The sequence below is a fragment of the Paenibacillus sp. 2KB_22 genome, assembly GCF_052115745.1.
In the GTDB taxonomy this organism is placed as follows: Bacteria; Bacillota; Bacilli; order Paenibacillales; family Paenibacillaceae; genus Paenibacillus.
The window spans coordinates 2,434,021-2,451,601 of sequence record NZ_JBFRHG010000001.1; the positions used below are offsets into that span (position 1 = coordinate 2,434,021).

Genomic DNA, 17,581 nt, shown 5'->3' on the forward strand with positions numbered 1-17,581 from the left:
TCATGAAAGTGCGTACTGCCCAAGTCGTTTTTCTCCGTTTATACTCATCTTATCTTGAATTCCAAAGGAGAGATTCATATGACTACAGCTCAAATCTATAGCCACGGTGTACCGTGGGAAGAAGCATTCAGTGTCGCTCAGGGATACAGCGTTAACGGTATGATCTACATTGCAGGGCAATTTTCGCATGATATGCAGGGGACGTTCATTGGTGTGGATGATATTGAAGCACAAGTTCGCCAGACACTGGATAACCTGGATCGCGTACTCGCAGGATTCAACGTGACCAAATCGAACATTGCTGAACTGGAGATTTTCTTGGTTCACCCGCAGGAGCATCTTGAGCCATGTGTTGCCGTGTACAAAGAATACATTGGTACGCATCGTCCGGCGGTTACGATGGTCGGCACATCGGGTCTGGCTTTCCCTCATCAACTGATTGAGATTCGTGCCGTTGCACATACCAACTGATCCAGGTCATGTCAAAAGTTGCAGCGCCAAGTAAAATGGCCTGATGAGGTTTCGCTTTAACAAAGTTCATATACAAAAAAAAGAAGCAGGGCCGGATGAATCCTAACCTGCTTCTTTATGATTTCTTATTCTTATTCTTTCACTTTCACCGTCAGCGTATTACCAGATGAAGTAAGGGATGCTCCAAGTCCTTCTACCAGGGCTCTAAGCGGAATGTATGTTGTTCCCTTAATTTCTTTGGGCGCTGCCTGTAAGGTGACATCTTTTCCGTTCACCTTCACCTTTTTACTGCCCAAGGTAAAGACTAGCTTGTACTTGTCTTTGGTAACGGTAATGGTTTGAGTCTTACTGTCCCAAGTTGTTTTGGCTTCCATCGCTTTGGCCATCTCTCGCAAAGGTACAAGATTCGTGTTATTCATTACAATAGGAGAATCAGTGAAAATAACCTTCGAACCATTCACCTTCACCTGAACAGAAGACTTGATATATTCTGGTTTGGGAGCAGCTTGCTTTTTGGTTGCCGTTGAAGATTTGTTACTTTTCTTGGTACTTCCTGAACTGGATGAACTTGAAGATGAAGATTTGGAACTCGAAGAGGAACCTCCGTTGTGATAGTGATACTCCCCTTGTTTCAGCCCCCATTTTGCACAATTGGTGCGACAGGTGTGCCCTCCACTCGCATCTGTTCTTCCCGGATGGGCAGACGCAACCGTAGCAAAAATCATGAAAATGGCAAGCAAACTGCTTATTACTTTGATACGCATATGAATAACCCCCAGCAATTAGTTTGGCCAGAGTATCATACCATAATTACCCATGCAATATAGGTTAATAATAAATTTTATTTTCATATAACAATTTACAAACGCAGGTCCACTCGCTCCGGCTTCAACGATAGCGTTACCCACCCACATGCCACTTTCTCTGTCTTATTACCCTTCGCCCCACACATCTTGCAATGCAAAACGGAAAATTCGATCCAATTCTTCAAATTGAATAATCTGCTCATTCTCCATCTGACTGGCCAGTCTGTCAAAATGCTCGATCTTCTCCGCCAAAAAAGCCTGTATGGCTGGCAGCTGCGGCTCCAGATCCAGTTCCTCACCTGCCTTTTTCCGGCGTAATAACTCATGAATCTCCGTATACAGAGGTGTAGTCGCAGGTACAAGTTCTTGCACCAGCTCTTCGAATGCCATCGGAGGCATCACATCATAACGTTCGATCCAGCCACAAGCGAGTAAGGGACGCAGCACATAGAAATACTTTTTAATCTTGACTCGCTCCCCTTGTAAATAATCCCGAAAATTGCCCTTCGCCATATTCAGATAATGATACATGCAGGACTTGGGCGAGAAGGTCAACGGTGACAGTGCACGGATATGCTGTGCCACGCTGTACTGTTCATCATACTTAATGGGGGATTGCAGCCACTCCAGAAGTGGGGGATTCGATTTGCGAAACAGCTTCAACGCCTTGCGCAGATCCCAACCATTGATATCGAGCTGATCACTGATTGGGCGTTCAATAACATCCCTTCGATCCTCAATCGATAGGTACCATTCAAGCGGTCTCACATACAGAAAACGCACATCGTAATCACTATCCTGGGAAGGAAATCCCCAGGCCCGACTGCCTGATTCACAGGCGTAGATGATCCGTACCTGCTCCTCCTGTTCAATCTGTCTCAGCTGTTGTCTGATCGTATCTTTCATTTCTTCATGAACATAGGTCATGCCCAGTCGCCTCCAATTTCCTCAAATTAAATATCCATCGCTCTAACCCGGTCCGCGAGTATATCATATCCGGCCACAGTCTCGGCAATATACGTCAATACTGTTTCACTCCAGCCGTAGATGTAAAAGGTCTTGCCATCCCGCGGTGGTACCAGTGCTTGCTGATAAGGTGCTATATCCACAATAAATGCCTTTAGCTCCGGATTCATCATCCGGCGATATCGCTCAAGCTCGGCATATAACGGACTGCCTTCATTCTGCTGTTCATCGGTGATCATAATGATCTGATCCACTTTCTCTCCGATATCCCGAAGTTCCCGCACGGGTCGACCTGTATCTGTTCCACCTTGCGCGCGAATCCGGTGAGCTTGAGAAAGAATGCTTTCACTCATCTTGGGACGAGCATCTTCAACCATATGGTCGAATAACCAGAACAGTGCGTTGCCTCTCGTTTGTTTATAAAGTGCCAGCGCCAGCACCGAACCAATGCGTAAATAATCCCCTTGCATGGAACCGGAACGATCCAGGAAAATAGCGGTTCTTCCCGGCAGCGTTGGCAGGTTGCCAATCGATAGCTCCACCGCTTGTCGCAAAGCATCCCGCAGCTCTTCCCTCGCAATCATTTCATACGCACTGGCGAATCGAAAAGGCAATATGCGTGATTTGCGCAAAGCCTCCACATCCGTTAGACGGCGTGTAACAACATCGATGTTTTTCGATTTTTCAAAAACCCCTGCCCGATCCATTGCGTTCAGATGACGCAGCAACGCAAAGGTCGGCATTTGTGACATTAACGCCTCCCACACCGTACGTGTCGGTTGCATGATCGAGGTGACCACCGAATACGGGAGCTTACCTTTCTCGATCAGATGCATCCGGCTTGCGGGGTTGGGCGTAGCTTTTAGTTCTTCCAACGCTTGCAACTGCGGCAGTTCGGAGAGATCCACCTCATGCCCGCGCAAATAACGAAACAAGGATTGCTGCTTCATATCTGTCGGCTTAGGGTGTGCAGTAGCGATCATATCGCCCAGACTGTATCCACGCCCGCGTCCGTTGTATTTGATCGCCCAGTATTCACTGATCCCGTTCAAAAAGAGACTCACCTGACGCTTCACCGCTCGGCCGCCCTGCCCCCGCCCCATTCCTCTCAGAATGGTCAGAAAATCAGCCAAATCAGCCGGTGTCTGTACGACTTGGGAGAACACCTTTGCAAACTGATCCGCGTCCACTTTGGACAGCAGTGCCAGCCCATATAGAGGCTGTAACCGCATCAAACCTTCATTACGAGCATAGACCAGCGCCCTCGCCATAAACCCTGCATCGACCGCAGCCATCTCCTGATGACTGACCATCGCATCCTCCATCAGTTGCTGGGTATCTGCATAGAACGTATTGTTCAACGTATTGGTCATCAACATCTGTATATATTGTTCCTCCACCAATCGCTCATAGGCTCCGTAGCCCCCATGATTACGTGTCGTTGGCTGAGGTTGATTGAATAATTGTTTCGCTCTGCTCATCACTCATGACCTCCCGGTGTGAGTCTATTTACTGTTCTTTCATAATAAAATGTTCCGAGGAAAAAGGTGGGAAGGTATAATACCCGCTCTACCGCTGAGCTACACCGCCATGAACGGCGGCGATTGGATTCGAACCAACGGCCTGGTCGATTAACAGTCGAAGTAACCCTCCCTGGCGCCTCGGAACCTTGATCCACAGTGCTTGTTGCTGCCCCGCTTCACAACCTCATTATGCCTCACACATCTGCATGCGAACATGGCGAAAGTATGACGACGACTGAATTTCTGCAATGGAGTGAACCCTCATAAGTTTAAAATGAATCCTGACACTCTTCCTGCTACAATGAAGGGTATCGTCAATGGGAAGTTCAAGAATGTTTCCTATACCGCAGAATTGTTCTGGCAACATCGTCGTCCATTATATTCGCCTGACTCCAGGCCAACAAGGAGTGAATACTCATGGCTAAAGAGAGTTTTGACAAAGAAATTCAGTTCTTACGCATGTTATCCCTGACAAGCGGTGCGTATACCCGCAAACAGTATGCCGAGCGGCTTGGCATATCCGTACATACCTTTGATAAAACCAATCGTCGGTTAAAAGAAATCATGCAGAGCGTCACGGACCAGCGTTCAGGTGCCGAAGCAAGCCGGGAAATGGCTGACCTCGTTCGCTTCCAGTACGGAGAATCTGCAGAGCCCATGCTGCTCTTCCTCTTCCGCGCCAAGTCGATGAAAGAGACTGAAGTTCAGCGCCTTTCTGTCCTTTTGCATACCCTACAGGATACAGCCCTGACCGCAATGGAATTACTTGACGCCTGCTGTGCTGATCTGCCGGAAGATCTGGCGTTACCTGACGAGAAAACCATTCGCTCCGATCTGAAGTATCTGGAAGAGGTTGGGGTTATTCGAAAAGAGCCGGGTGGCAGACCGTATCGCTATGCCTTGCAACAAGATGTCCTTACCGAATTAACAGTGGAGGAACAGCTGGAGTTGTATGATTTTGTGGATATGATGGCGAACACCCAGGTTCCTTCTGTCCAAGGTTACTTGTTGCGGGACAGTCTGAAGAAAGCCATTACGGCAAGTTTTCCACAAGAAGAAGCGACCGAACCCTATATCTATAAGTATCACTATTATTCTCGTATCCTGGACGAAGCTCATCTTTACACGCTGCTTAGTGCGATTCGTCAGCGCAAGCGTGTGCAGTTCCTATACTATTCACCGAAAAAACCATCCAGCTACAGTTCACAGAATACGAATCCACGCTTTGAACGAGAAGCAGGCGGTCGATCCAACCGGATCGTTCCCCTTGAAGTGGTCTATGACCATCAGTATGGTCGTTGGTATGTCATTGGATATCAGGGCCGCCGTGGCTTCGTGAAATTCCGCATGGAAGGCATAACCCAACTGGAGGAAGAGGATTCCGTAGAAGAGGAATACATGCTCGAGTTGAAGCAGCAGTGGACTGACATCAGTCGCTACAGTTGGCTGGTAGATACGGGGAATACCGTGACAGTTCAAGCTCGCTTTTTCCACCCGGAGCGAGGTCAGCGCAACTTCATTCTGGATCGGGTTCGTCTGCAAGGTCAATGGGGCAAGATCATACCCGAAACGGATCATACCTTTCTCTACGAAATCCAGGTCAACGGTACCACCGAGATCAAACCGTGGTTACGAAGTTTTGGCTCAAGCTGCGAAATCATCGCACCTCAGAGACTACGCCAGGAGATGATCAAGGAATGGAAGGAGATTGCGGAATATTATGAACCTGTTCGAGAAGATGTTCAATTACCAGATGATGACCCGACTGAATGAAACCGGACTGTTCACCTGGACCTCACAGGAACGGGCCTGGCTTCGCATGATGCTGAATCACCCTGCCGCAAGAGAAGCCCTGAGCGCTGTAACATTGGACAAAATGCACAACATGCTGGATGATGAGCCGGACCTGAACCTTCAGGACTATCTGACCGAAAAAGCCAAAAGTGAGGAAAACAGTGTCTCTCATCCACTTCTTAGACAGTTACGACTAATCATTCTGCATCATCAGGGATTTCGAATGACAGGCCGCGTCCGCAATGGACGCACAAGCCATGATGAATTTGGTTTCCCGTATAAACTGGAGTATTCCATGGTCAAAAAAGAATGGTACGTGCTCTGGTACGCGCCTCGCTTCGACAAACTCATGTCTACCAAGCTGCACAGCATCGTTACCGTGGAAGCCCAACCGGTTGAGCCAGATACCACTTCTGGCTACACTGCCCGAATTGCTGCAATTACGGAGAGGCGCAAAACGACCATCACCATCGAAGTATTGCCAGAGTTCAATCAGGAGTTGTCCAGAATCCTCTATGCCTTCTCCTGCTTTGAGAAACAGGTCGAGTACATGGAAGCCAAGCAGACATATCGGATTGAGCTGACCGTCCCGCGGAATGAGATGGATTATGTCTTATCCAAAATGCGTTTTCTCGGCAAACGGGTTCGAATCGCTGACCACACGATGCTGCGGGAGCGAATGTCCGAGACTGCTGCGAAGGCATTGGCCCGTTATGCGGAAAACGAGCCTGATAAGCATGCCGAACACTCCAATGAAGTTCAGTACCGCCAACGCGAGGAAAAACCGCTTGCAAAAGCGGATGGTCATTAAATTCGTTAGAGTGAGTTAACCATATCCCTTTGCTCAAAAACAAACCCATATACAAAAAGGTCTGGATGATCTCATCCAAACCTTTTTACTGTACTTTCTTGCTGGTAAAACGGGCTGTAACCCTATGATTGAACAAGAGCTTTATCTCCTGTTACTTGCGATCCAATTCCTGGTTCTGACACATCCGCGTGATCTGGTTCAGCCGGTTCTGAAACAACTGCTTTGGCCAAGAACACGACGAATCAGTGCTACCGTATTACGTACCTCCACTACTGCTGGCAGCTGAATTTCGCCTCTTATTGATCGCATGCACGCCCATGACCACTGCAATTAATTCATATGTGTCCAGTTGGTCCGACTGGTTATCCAATACAAATGCCCCTGAACTAAACCAGCCGCTGGTGCGACGGAAACTTGCCACGATGCGTCCACCACTTCCACTGATATCATATTCCTGCGAGAATGCCGGAGCAGACACATCGTACGTACCACGCGATCCTGCATCATACTCATACTTTTTGCTGAAGAAACTAAACCTCGCTCGCAATACTCCCAGATGTGTCCCATCGGCTGCAGTGATATCCCAACGATTGGTTAACATGCGGAATTTGCCGCTACAGACCAATCCCGAGTTATCGGATACATCGAGCGAAGAGCCAAAAACACTTTTCAAATCCAGATGTCCTGCCTGTTCCTGATTCGGATTCATAATCTCGGTGTAACCCGCATTAAAAAAATTATCCCTGAAGTATAGTTCCATAATACGTTCTCCTTTCCCTTACATATCCCCTTTCGTTCTCTTTAACCTAGTCTCGCATCGTACACACAATATATCTATATTTATGTATGTTTAATGGGGTTGGATTCAAAAATCGGATCATCACTGGATGTAAAAAAAAAAAAACGAGCAACCCTGGTTGCCCGCATCACGTTCAAGTTATCCTGTCATCAGACTTCAACTTTTTTGTTGTTCAGATAAATGGTAGCCCACACCAAGATAACTGCTACGATGACTTCAAATACAATGCTTCCCCACATGCCGTCCGACCATAATACGCCATTGGCTGTGATTGCAATACCTGTACTTTCTTCGGTGTAACGGAACATCTCATTTGGACTGAAGCGTCCTGTCGTAATTATATTCTCCAACCAGCCAATCAGATTAACGAGGACTAAGAATGCAACGATTCCGATCCATGGTCCAGTTCTCCAACGGAAGCTGCCTGCAATCGAGATCGAAAGGAAGATGATGACAGTCATAAATACCATAACCCAAGCGATAAACAGTAACAAACTAACATAATCCGATACATGCAGACCCGAAAAATCAATATGGGTAGCCATGTTCATTCTGAGCTTCATTGAAATATAAATGTAGGCATGGGTCGTAAATATAATGACTAATCCAAGCCCGCAAAGAGCTCCAAAAATCAAAGGAGACAACACATGCGATAGGCCTGTTACGGGTAAAAGACGGCGATTATAAGAGCGGATATTGGACATGTATGTTTTGATCATTTTCACATAAATAGCCACACCTACCCCAACATAACCCATAATGCCAAGCACAACCCCTGCGACCTCAGACATGAAAAGGGAAAGCGCCACTTGCGCAATAATCAAAATAACCAGCCCAGCCAGCAGTGTATTCCAGTTCCTTCTAAAGTCATACTTCAATAATGTCATCATTCCGCATAGACCTCCTTGAACATCTCATCCACACTTTTCCCATATTTCAGACGGAGCGTTTCCACTTCTTCCCGCATCACCAGCTGACCTTCACGAATAAAGACCACTTCATCAAAAATCCGTTCGATATCATTCACCAGATGTGTGGAGATGATCAGACTGCTGTCTTCATCATAGAATTTGACGATCGCATCCAGAATCTTGCCACGCGCAACCGGATCTACTCCGCCAATCGGTTCATCCAGTAGATATAGACGAGCTTTACGGGATAGCGCCATTGTTAGTTGCAGTCGTTCATTCATACCTTTGGATAGATGCCGCACCCGATCACTCTCGACAAGGTTCATGAAATCGAGCATCTCCCGTGCCTTCTCCTCGTCAAAATCAGCATAGAAATCGCGGTAGTACGCAATCGCATCCCGCACTCTCATCCACTTCTCGGTTAACGGACGATCCGGCATAAATGAAACCAGTGACTTCGTCTCCAGCCCAACAGGCTTACCTGTGACTTGAATCGTTCCACTGCTCGGATGCAGCAAACCTGCAACCAGTTTCATGAGCGTGCTTTTGCCACTGCCGTTGCTACCCAGCAAACCTACGATTCGGCCAGGAGCAATATCCAATGTGATATTACTGAGCGCTTTCTTATTGCCGTATGTCTTGTTAATCTGGTTCAGTTCAAGGATGTTACTCATGTGTTGTTCCTCCCTTTCCTTCCGCAACGGCATCGGCTACGATCGATAAGATATCCTGCTCTTCAATCCCCAGTTCCTGCATTCCGGTCAGAAAGCGTTCCAGCAATTCACCGGCCATCTCTTTTTTGATCGTCATAATCTTCCGCTCCTCACTTGTCACGTATCTGCCCAAACCCCGTTTGGTTTCGACCACTTCTTCTCGCTCAAGTTCCTGAAATGTCCGTTGTACTGTATTGGGATTGATCTGTAATTCAGCCGCCAGTTCACGAACCGAAGGGATTTTGTCACCTGCCTGAAGTGTCCCGGTTACAATCTGTCTCTTGATGTACTGCATAATCTGCAGATATATTGGTAAGTTGTTATCAAATTCCATCGTCACAAAGCACTCGCTCCTCTCTGTACTGGTGTGTTAGTTACATAGTACACTAGTAATATAGTGTTGTAAAGCCCATTTGTCAAAATATATATTCGCTTCGTTGATGGACATGCTTCGGTTATCAGTATGAATACACAAAAAAGAGCAGATCGTGAAGATCTGCTCTGCATAACTTATTAGTCTTGTTTCACACGATGTCTAAAGGTACCTTGCCTTTAGGTGCAGGGAAAGCCTCATCCAATCGGGTCCGTTCCTCTTGTGTCAAAACGATATTCACTGCTGCTGCATTGTCTGCCACATGATTCAGCTGTACCGCCTTGGGAATCGCCAGCACATCTCCGTCCCTAATCACCCAGGCTAATGCGATCTGAGAAGTTGTAACTCCTCGATCCTGCGCAATCTCCTGAATGACCGGATGCTCCAATAATTCACTCCGAAGTCTGCCCCCCTGAGCCAGTGGACAATATGCCATTACAGGAACGCTACGTTCCCGCATCCAGGGGAGCAAATCATACTCAATACCACGCGAAGTTGCATTGTACAGCACCTGATTCACCATGCACTGAGAACCCTCTGGCAAACTCCATAATTCCTGCATATCCCTTGTATCCAGGTTGGAGACACCCCAACGCAAAATTTTACCGGATTGTTTCAATTGTTCCAAGCCCTGAACCGTCTCTTCGAGTGGTACTCCTCCGCGCCAGTGGAGCAAATACAGATCCAGACGATCTGTACCAAGACGCGTGAGACTACGCTCACAGGCCGTAACCATCTGCTTGCGATCTGCATGATGGGGATATACTTTGGATACGAGAAAGACTTCATCACGAAGGCCTGAGATGGCCTTTCCCGTAACGACTTCCGCCCCACCTTCTGCATACATCTCCGCTGTATCAATCACGGTCATTCCCAGTTCAATACCGGAACGCAGTGCCCGTACTTCTTCTTCCTGGATGGATTGCTTCTCTCCCATGTACCATGTGCCTTGTCCTATCGCGGGCAGGGCAGTTCCATCTGGAAGCAGAATCGTGCGTGTCTGATCACCGTGCATCATCTATATTCCTCCATTCTGAAGACTCTATGGACATTATCTCTAACGACGATCATACGAATCATAAATCATGTTATCACTTACATGCCTCCAGTGGCTCATCATCATGATATATAACTGATCCAGTGGAATTGTAAGGCTACTCTGGGCAACACTTATGGTCGCATCGACCATATTGCTGTTGACCGTCATCAATTTGCGTTTCATTCCATTCTGACGATCCAGAAAGGCTTTCTCGTCCCGCAATTTAACCCCGATCATTTTCTGTCCCATCAATTCATACATAAAAATATTCTCAACGTCTCTCCAGGCCACTGCTCCTCCTGCGGTATAAGAAGATGTATCCACAAACCCATCCTCATCGATCACAAAAGAAGGTTCCTTCTTAATCATCTTTACCAGACTGTAGCAGAAACATAGCCCAAAAAACAAAATGGATAGAATTCCTATTACACCCGAGAGGATGGAATCATTCGTAACTGAAGAACGATCAAAAATCAAAAAAAATCCGGCTGCCACAAAAAGTGCTGCCCCTGCCGTAAGCCACGCCATTCGTTTCCGGTTTGGATATTCTACATGCTGCTCATAGGATGTGCTCAACGTGACGTTCCTCCTTCATTACGACTGAATCTTACGCGTTCTATATAAACGAATGGCTATGAACCAAATACCCTAATGTAGAACAGGAATTGCATTGTCCATTAAACCAAATTCACCGAAGTTAAACATTAAATTAAGACCATTTTTCATCATTTCTGCGCTTATTCAACATTAGGATTCGTCATCCTTCGAGCAATTCCTTTTAACACACCTATATGAATTGAATAAAGGATATTTACACTGGCCACTCCGATGACAGAACAACCTTCCGATCGCTGTTATCCCCAGATTTTTCGAATCCACTTTTTCAAAGTGAAAAGCCGGGGATAGCCTATGCTTCCGATGCAGCTTTCTTTCAGAAAGCTTTTAGGCGAACGCTCCGCTTCTTCAGGTTGTTTCTGTCCTCTACGTTACCGTGCAAATATTTAATTCAATTAATATACATTGTTAAATGTCTTACTACTCCTTCATTACACTTATTGTCCTGTCCCTTGCTTTCCGTTAATATAAATGGAAAGGTTAGGAAATTAACCAATTCCAAATTCATGGCGGGAGGACAAACGATGATGAGTCAGCGCGGCATAACATCGGAAGATCTTTATCAGATTACATGGGTTAACGATCCGACTCCGTCTCCTCAAGGCGGACAACTGGTATATGTAAGCCGGAAAACGAATGAAGCACGTGACGGTTATTGTTCTCACCTGAGACTGCTGCATCTGGGGAGTCAGAAGGACAGGCCCTTTACCTCTGGAGAGAAAGATCATTCCCCTGCCTGGTCACCGGATGGGTCCCAGCTTGCCTTTTTACGAGAGGTTGATGGGAAACCCCAGGTGTGGATTATCGCAACAGATGGCGGAGAAGCACAGCAGATCAGTCACCTGAAACATGGCGTCAGCTCCTTGCTCTGGTCACCAGATGGCCATACCTTACTGGTGAAATCTTCCGTGGATATGAGCGGAGAAGACGAATCAGAACATACCGATTCTAAAGACGATAACCATAAACTGCCGCAAGAACATGTTGTGGACCGAATTCGCATGAAATCAGATGCAGGCGGATTGTGGGACGGAAAACGATCCCATCTCTTTGCTCTTGCACCCATTGATGCGGAAGCCATTCCTGTAACTACTGGTCACTATGACGTTGGAGACTACGCTTGGTCCCCGGACGGAACATCCATCGCATGGATTGCACAGATGCCCGAAGCAGGCGAGGAACACAACGATTACACCCTGACCAATCATGTGTACCTTGCTAAGGCAGACGGGTCGGATGTGCAGCAGTTGACCCCGGAAGGATATACGTTCAGCCGACTGACATTTGCACCGGATGGACAATCCCTGGCCCTGCTCGCTAGTGACCGTTCTTATGGAAATGCCACGCTTGTGAAGCTATATACCCTTCCTAAATCAGGTGGTGAACCCGTATGTTTAAGCACGGATTGGGACGTACAGTTAAATCACAGCATTGTTGGTGACATGCGATCACATCTGACAACCACGGGACCTGTATTCAGTCGGGATGGTTCATCCATCTTCTGTCTCGCAACCATTCATGGTAGTGTACGCATCGCCAAATTCGCACGAGACGGCAGCAGTGCCGAGTATATATTGCCTGACGAACGGGAGATTTATCAATTTGCCGAATTGGAAAACGGACAGATCGTTGCCGCTGTTGCCGATACGCGAAGTCCTGGTGACCTCTATATGTATGAACAACCGGAAGATTCCGGTGTAGAACCGATTCAGCTCACCCGCAGCAATCCACAGCTTGAGGATGAGATCCATCTTAGTGCACCAGAGACCTTCTGGTTCAACTCCTCGGATGGCCTGCGGCTGCAAGGGTGGATTATGAAACCTCGTGGCATGGTCGACGGGGTCAAAATCCCGACCATTCTTGAGATTCATGGCGGCCCGCACATGATGTATGGTTTTACATTTATGCACGAGTTTCAGATTCTCGCCGCACAAGGCTACGCTGTTGTATACATCAATCCACGCGGAGGACTCGGATACGGGCAGCAGTTTGTAGACGCCTGTCGCGGAGATTATGGCGGTGGAGATTATCGCGATCTTATGGAAAGCGTGGATTATGCCCTGTCCCAGTATGAGTTTATCGATGAGTCCAGACTGGGCGTAACCGGTGGCAGTTATGGCGGCTTCATGACCAATTGGATTGTTGGGCACACCGATCGCTTCAAGGCTGCTGTTACCCAACGTTCCATCTCCAACTGGTTATCTTTCTACGGCGTCAGTGACATTGGCTATTTCTTCACGGAGGATCAGATTGGCGGTAACGCGTGGGATGACACGGAAAAACTGTGGAAACATTCACCGCTCGCTTATGTCGGCAACGTGAGTACTCCGCTGCTCATTTTGCATGGCGAACAAGATCTGCGGTGTCCGATTGAACAGGCGGAGCAATTATACATTGCGTTGAAACGGCGCAAGCAGACCACTCGTCTCGTTCGTTTCCCAGGGGCCAACCACGAGTTGTCTCGCGGAGGTCATCCCTACTTAAGGGTACGTCGTCTGGAGCATATTGCCGGTTGGTTTAACGAGTACCTGTAACGGACTTTTAATTTAAAACATAGAACCAGATATCAATTCAAACATAAAAGCCGTCCAATGAAATCTGTTTCGATTTCAACGGACGGCTTTTGGCGTTACCTTTTGAATAATAGAAGAAGAATACGGATCACTATACTTTGAACGACTCAAGCAGGATAGTATGAGGACATGTGGTTATACTCGTCATTACTCTTCGCTCCACACCACGGTGATTTCATTCAGATCCTTGTTGGTTGCAGACACAGAACCCGTAATGGTTACGGCATATTTACCATCTTCACGACCTACGATACTGAAGCCGTCTGCCTGTATATCCTGAGTATTTTGAGTCAAGTTTTTGGTCTGATAATAGTCTTTGTAGGAGGTTCCAACGGTTAGCAACGTTTCTTTTGTTGTGTACGTGAGCACCACTTTTTTGTTGCCATCCATGATGTTCTCAACGAGACTTGTCGCCTTCGCATCCTTCGGTAATGGGAAATCTGCTGGCAGATACTTGGACTTCACACCTGCAGCCTGTGTGTTAGTACCTGTTGAGGGTGAGGTTGATCCGCTGTTACCTGTGGATGTCGACCCACCGGAGGAACTTGAGGAGCCGATGCTTACTTTATTGTTCTGGGAATCATACTTTACTTCGGTTTTCAACGCATCCGCAATCGAACGAACGGGGAGATATGTACTTCCCTGGTATGTAATTGGCGCAAGTTTCTTGCCCTGGTCACCTGTCGGTGTGAATTTCTGCCCGTTCACTTCGATGGCGAGCCCATGGTTCAGATAAGCTTTGATCGTCTCCAGTTGTGTACCTGCATATACGCCTGCCGAACCGGTCAACACCATGCCAAACACACACGCAGCAATCAACCACTTTTTGCTTTTCATCCTTAAACGCCTCCTGAGTTCAAATGTCAGTCTTTTGCATAATACGATTCAAGACGATCGCTCCATTTATGCAAAAGACTCATTTCTTTATGCTCATCATGTATGGGTACGAGCTTATTCGGATAACAGCCCGTTGTTCCACCAAATGTTAGCAATATAATAGCATCTGACAAGAGGTTGTAAACGATAAATGAATAAAACAGGACCATGGGCGTACTAAAATAGTCTTTGTCGTATGCCTGCTGTTCTCTGGCTCGTTAAGCTGTTCTTATATGAATAAAGTCCTGAATTTCGGACCATACATATGAAGCTAATCATACACGTACAACAGTTGCGAAATTAACCAATGTATTAGATAATAATTTGTCGATTTGTGGTCGAAAGAACGGAACTCAAGGGGGATTTATACGATGAACAATAACAGTACATTTGATCAGTCTATTAACCGGATCTCTACCGGATCAGAGAAGTGGGATGCACTTGAGGATATCTTCGGTGCTGCTGATGCGCTTCCGATGTGGGTGGCCGATATGGATTTCGCTGCTCCACCATCCGTGATTCAGGCCCTGCAAACACGGATGGAGCACGGAATTTTTGGTTATACAGTACGAACTGAGGCGTATCATGCCGCTGTTGCAGGGTGGATGGAACGGCGCCACAACTGGAAAATTAACGATGACTGGATCGTATTCACTCCAGGTATTGTGCCCGCACTCAGCATTGCTGTACAGCGATTCACTGATCCGGGAGATGCAGTGGTCATCCAGACTCCGGTGTATGCTCCCTTCTATGAAGTTGTACGTGGTCAAGGCCGTGAACTGATCACCAATCCTTTGGTAGAGAATAATGGTCATTACACGATGGATCTGGAACAACTGGAATCCAGCTTGCAGACCGGTCGGGTTAAAATGCTGATTCTGTGCAGTCCACATAATCCGGTTGGACGTGTATGGACTCGTGAGGAGCTTGAAGGCCTTACGTCGCTGTGTCTCCAATACAACGTACTGATGGTTTCGGATGAAATTCATGCCGATCTTGTTCACCAACGTGGAGCCCATACACCGCTCACCTTGATCTCGGACGCCGTCTCTGATCTAAGTATCATCTGTACGGCTCCAAGCAAAACGTTCAATATTCCTGGCCTCTGCACGTCCAACATCATCATCCCAAATGCCAAGCTGCGGGAATCTTTCGCGCAGGGTGTAAGAACGATGGGACTTGCCGGTATCAGCACACTGGGGGCTGTTGCAACCGAAGCTGCTTATAATGATGGCGAGGAATGGCTGGAGGAATGCCTTGCATATATCCATGGGAATATGGCGTATGTACAGCAATATGTTGCAGAACATATGCCAGAGATCAAATTGCATCTGCCCGAAGCCACCTATCTGTTATGGATGGATTTCCGGGAGCTGAATATCCCACATGCACAACTATGCAACATGCTGCTTCATGATGCAGGGCTTGCTTTTAATGATGGGAGCTCCTTTGGAACGGAAGGTACAGGATTCATGCGTATTAATGTAGCCTGTCCACGTTCCACGGTTGAAGAGGCAATGCGTAGATTATCTGTATTGTTAAGCAAACTGTCGGACAAATAGACTGACAGTTACATCTATGCACGTTGCGAACAGGAGCGTATATGCTGTTCGATAAATGATGAATATCTGTAAAATGGAAAAAGGGGTGCCCCGTAGTCAAGTCCATGACTCACATTCATGGTCAATGACTGCACAGGGGGCGCCCCTTTTCTTTTCTTTTCTATTCAATCCATTTATTTATTGAAACATAATTAACCTTACAGTGACATCGACATCGGAATAATTCTGTCACACAACCTGTTCAGCAAATCCCGATCATGGCTTATGATCAGTAATCCCAGATCACGCTGGCGAGACACTTCCATCACGGTATGCCAGATCTGTGCCTGAGTGATCGCATCCAGCATCGTGGTCATTTCATCTGCAATCACATAACGTGTCGATGTACCGAGTGCTCGCGCGACACAGAATCGTTGCAGTTCCCCACCGGATAATTCACCCGGTCTGCGGTCCAGCCAAGCTTGCTGAATCCCCAAATCTTCGAGCAACTGCTCATCCTGCACAGCCGCCTCCTGAAGTACACGCCGCATCCGCCAGCGTGGATTCACAGCTTTCTCCGGGTGCTGGAATACCAGCTGAACTGGACATACTCCTGTACGAGGGAGTGGTTCACCATCCAGTAATACTTGTCCTGTCATGGGTTCAGCATATCCTGCAAGGATGCGCCCAAGGCTTGTTTTCCCACAGCCACTCGGTCCCCACAAGCCAACGACTTCGCCTTGTTGCACCTGCATGTTCATCTGCTGAAACACCCACGATTTCTGATCGTAACGATAACTTACATCCTGTGCTTTAAGTGACATGGAGACACCTCACTTCTCCGCCTCGTATCTGACGAAGCGGAGGACGTTCGCGGGTACATGCAACGGTTGCTGAGCTACATCGGGGAGCAAATGAACATCCTGTGATGATCCCTTGACCTGCCAACGGCTGGGAGCCTGGGAGTGGCTGAAACCCATTCTGCGGCAACGCATTCCAGAGAGCTTTCGTATACGGATGGCGCAGTCGTTCTCCATTCCCCGTAAAATCATCCACCTGCGCTGTCTCTACATTGGCACCCGCATAAAATACAGCGATGCGATCGGCTGCCGTCAAGGCAGTCGTGACATCATGGGTAATCCATAGAATGCCTACGCCTTGATTCGCAAGCTCGCGAAATTGCCTCATCGTCTCGTCCAGCACTTCGGGATGAATGCCTGGTGTCGGCTCATCGGCAATGATCAGCTTCGGCTGGCCTGAGGTCGCTGTAGCCATCAGCACCCGCCTTGCCATACCTCCGGACAACTCAAACGGGTATTTCCCGCCTGTTCCCTGAGGGAGTTGATAACGCTCCGTCAGCTCCTGCTCCGTCTTTTTCACGTGGGATTGAGTCTTGAAGCGGCGCTTCCGTCCCGAATCTCGGGTTACTGGCTGAACTTGTCTCCCCACCTTCATCAGCGGGTCCAAATAACTGACGGATTGCGGAATTAACACCAGTTCGTCTCCACGCAGATGAAGCTGCCGCTCTAGGGTCAAGGGCTCGCCATTGTAGCTCATTCGACCTTCCAACTTGGCATTGGTAGGCAGAATGCCCATGATAGCCTGCCCCAGCACACTTTTACCCGATCCACTTGCGCCTACAACAGCCACAATCTCACCCTCGTTTATGGAAAGATCCAGATTCTGAATGACATCAGTCCGTTCATGTCCAAACCAACCACGAGCGCGCCGAAATGACACCGATACTCCCTGAATATCAAGAAGAGCCAT

General features: G+C 47.6%; 18 protein-coding genes. 6 read left to right on the forward strand and 12 right to left on the reverse strand.

All coding sequences use genetic code 11. The annotated features are described in order from the left end of the window. Nucleotides 1–78 precede the first annotated feature (78 nt). Nucleotides 79–471, forward strand: a complete 393-nt coding sequence (locus tag AB4111_RS10775) for a RidA family protein (protein WP_442031499.1) — start codon at nucleotides 79–81, stop codon at nucleotides 469–471. A 131-nt stretch (nucleotides 472–602) separates the two neighbouring features. Here AB4111_RS10775 and AB4111_RS10780 read toward each other — a convergent pair whose 3' ends face one another. The 3 genes from AB4111_RS10780 to AB4111_RS10790 form a co-directional block, all read right to left on the reverse strand. Next, nucleotides 603–1,235 carry a copper amine oxidase N-terminal domain-containing protein gene (locus AB4111_RS10780; protein WP_442031500.1) on the reverse strand — a complete coding sequence of 211 codons (633 nt, stop codon included), beginning with the start codon at nucleotides 1,233–1,235 and terminating at the stop codon, nucleotides 603–605. A gap of 168 nt (nucleotides 1,236–1,403) precedes the next feature. Then, nucleotides 1,404–2,204 (reverse strand): nucleotidyltransferase domain-containing protein, encoded by an 801-nt coding sequence (locus tag AB4111_RS10785; protein WP_442031501.1) that lies wholly within the window; start codon nucleotides 2,202–2,204, stop codon nucleotides 1,404–1,406. A gap of 26 nt (nucleotides 2,205–2,230) precedes the next feature. Continuing rightward, nucleotides 2,231–3,724: a TROVE domain-containing protein gene (locus AB4111_RS10790; RefSeq protein WP_442031502.1), complete on the reverse strand. Its 1,494-nt coding sequence runs from the start codon at nucleotides 3,722–3,724 to the stop codon at nucleotides 2,231–2,233. Nucleotides 3,725–4,183: 459 nt separating this feature from the next. Here AB4111_RS10790 and AB4111_RS10795 point away from each other — a divergent pair, with 459 nt between their 5' ends. The 3 genes from AB4111_RS10795 to AB4111_RS10805 all read left to right on the forward strand — a co-directional run bounded on the left by AB4111_RS10795 (nucleotide 4,184) and on the right by AB4111_RS10805 (nucleotide 6,657). Further along, nucleotides 4,184–5,539, forward strand: a complete 1,356-nt coding sequence (locus AB4111_RS10795) for a helix-turn-helix transcriptional regulator (protein ID WP_442031503.1) — start codon at nucleotides 4,184–4,186, stop codon at nucleotides 5,537–5,539. Then, nucleotides 5,487–6,371 (forward strand): WYL domain-containing protein, encoded by an 885-nt coding sequence (locus AB4111_RS10800; RefSeq protein ID WP_442031504.1) that lies wholly within the window; start codon nucleotides 5,487–5,489, stop codon nucleotides 6,369–6,371. Before AB4111_RS10795 ends, AB4111_RS10800 begins: the two co-directional genes overlap by 53 nt. 124 nt (nucleotides 6,372–6,495) lie before the next feature. Beyond that, on the forward strand, nucleotides 6,496–6,657 hold the full coding sequence (locus AB4111_RS10805) for a hypothetical protein (protein ID WP_442031505.1): 162 nt from the start codon (nucleotides 6,496–6,498) through the stop codon (nucleotides 6,655–6,657). On the opposite strand, the gene AB4111_RS10810 is transcribed toward AB4111_RS10805, so the two are convergent. The 6 genes from AB4111_RS10810 to AB4111_RS10835 form a co-directional block, all read right to left on the reverse strand. Then, entirely contained in the window at nucleotides 6,628–7,131 is a 504-nt protein-coding gene (locus tag AB4111_RS10810; protein ID WP_442031506.1) for a hypothetical protein, read from the reverse strand. The genes AB4111_RS10805 and AB4111_RS10810 overlap by 30 nt on opposite strands. Before the next feature lie 188 nt (nucleotides 7,132–7,319). Beyond that, nucleotides 7,320–8,060, reverse strand: a complete 741-nt coding sequence (locus tag AB4111_RS10815; RefSeq protein WP_442031507.1) for a hypothetical protein — start codon at nucleotides 8,058–8,060, stop codon at nucleotides 7,320–7,322. Further along, nucleotides 8,057–8,755, reverse strand: a complete 699-nt coding sequence (locus AB4111_RS10820) for an ABC transporter ATP-binding protein (protein WP_442031508.1) — start codon at nucleotides 8,753–8,755, stop codon at nucleotides 8,057–8,059. The genes AB4111_RS10815 and AB4111_RS10820 overlap by 4 nt, the downstream gene beginning before the upstream one ends. Beyond that, nucleotides 8,748–9,134 carry a GntR family transcriptional regulator gene (locus AB4111_RS10825; protein WP_026081254.1) on the reverse strand — a complete coding sequence of 129 codons (387 nt, stop codon included), beginning with the start codon at nucleotides 9,132–9,134 and terminating at the stop codon, nucleotides 8,748–8,750. The genes AB4111_RS10820 and AB4111_RS10825 overlap by 8 nt, the downstream gene beginning before the upstream one ends. 184 nt (nucleotides 9,135–9,318) lie before the next feature. Next, nucleotides 9,319–10,185, reverse strand: coding sequence for an aldo/keto reductase (locus AB4111_RS10830; RefSeq protein WP_442031509.1), 867 nt, complete (start codon nucleotides 10,183–10,185; stop codon nucleotides 9,319–9,321). A gap of 39 nt (nucleotides 10,186–10,224) precedes the next feature. Next, nucleotides 10,225–10,782 (reverse strand): STM3941 family protein, encoded by a 558-nt coding sequence (locus AB4111_RS10835; RefSeq protein WP_442031510.1) that lies wholly within the window; start codon nucleotides 10,780–10,782, stop codon nucleotides 10,225–10,227. Nucleotides 10,783–11,345: 563 nt separating this feature from the next. Here AB4111_RS10835 and AB4111_RS10840 point away from each other — a divergent pair. Further along, nucleotides 11,346–13,355, forward strand: coding sequence for a S9 family peptidase (locus AB4111_RS10840; protein WP_442031511.1), 2,010 nt, complete (start codon nucleotides 11,346–11,348; stop codon nucleotides 13,353–13,355). A gap of 186 nt (nucleotides 13,356–13,541) precedes the next feature. On the opposite strand, the gene AB4111_RS10845 is transcribed toward AB4111_RS10840, so the two are convergent. Next, nucleotides 13,542–14,231 carry a stalk domain-containing protein gene (locus tag AB4111_RS10845; RefSeq protein WP_442031512.1) on the reverse strand — a complete coding sequence of 230 codons (690 nt, stop codon included), beginning with the start codon at nucleotides 14,229–14,231 and terminating at the stop codon, nucleotides 13,542–13,544. Nucleotides 14,232–14,641: 410 nt separating this feature from the next. Here AB4111_RS10845 and AB4111_RS10850 point away from each other — a divergent pair, with 410 nt between their 5' ends. Beyond that, nucleotides 14,642–15,832 (forward strand): MalY/PatB family protein, encoded by a 1,191-nt coding sequence (locus AB4111_RS10850; protein WP_442031513.1) that lies wholly within the window; start codon nucleotides 14,642–14,644, stop codon nucleotides 15,830–15,832. A gap of 197 nt (nucleotides 15,833–16,029) precedes the next feature. Here AB4111_RS10850 and AB4111_RS10855 read toward each other — a convergent pair whose 3' ends face one another. Together AB4111_RS10855 and AB4111_RS10860 are read right to left on the reverse strand one after the other, a co-directional pair. Beyond that, the gene (locus AB4111_RS10855) at nucleotides 16,030–16,635 is read right to left on the reverse strand and encodes an ABC transporter ATP-binding protein (RefSeq protein WP_442031514.1); all 606 of its coding nucleotides are present in this window, start codon (nucleotides 16,633–16,635) and stop codon (nucleotides 16,030–16,032) included. After that, nucleotides 16,625–17,581, reverse strand: coding sequence for an oligopeptide/dipeptide ABC transporter ATP-binding protein (locus AB4111_RS10860; RefSeq protein WP_442031515.1), 957 nt, complete (start codon nucleotides 17,579–17,581; stop codon nucleotides 16,625–16,627). The genes AB4111_RS10855 and AB4111_RS10860 overlap by 11 nt, the downstream gene beginning before the upstream one ends.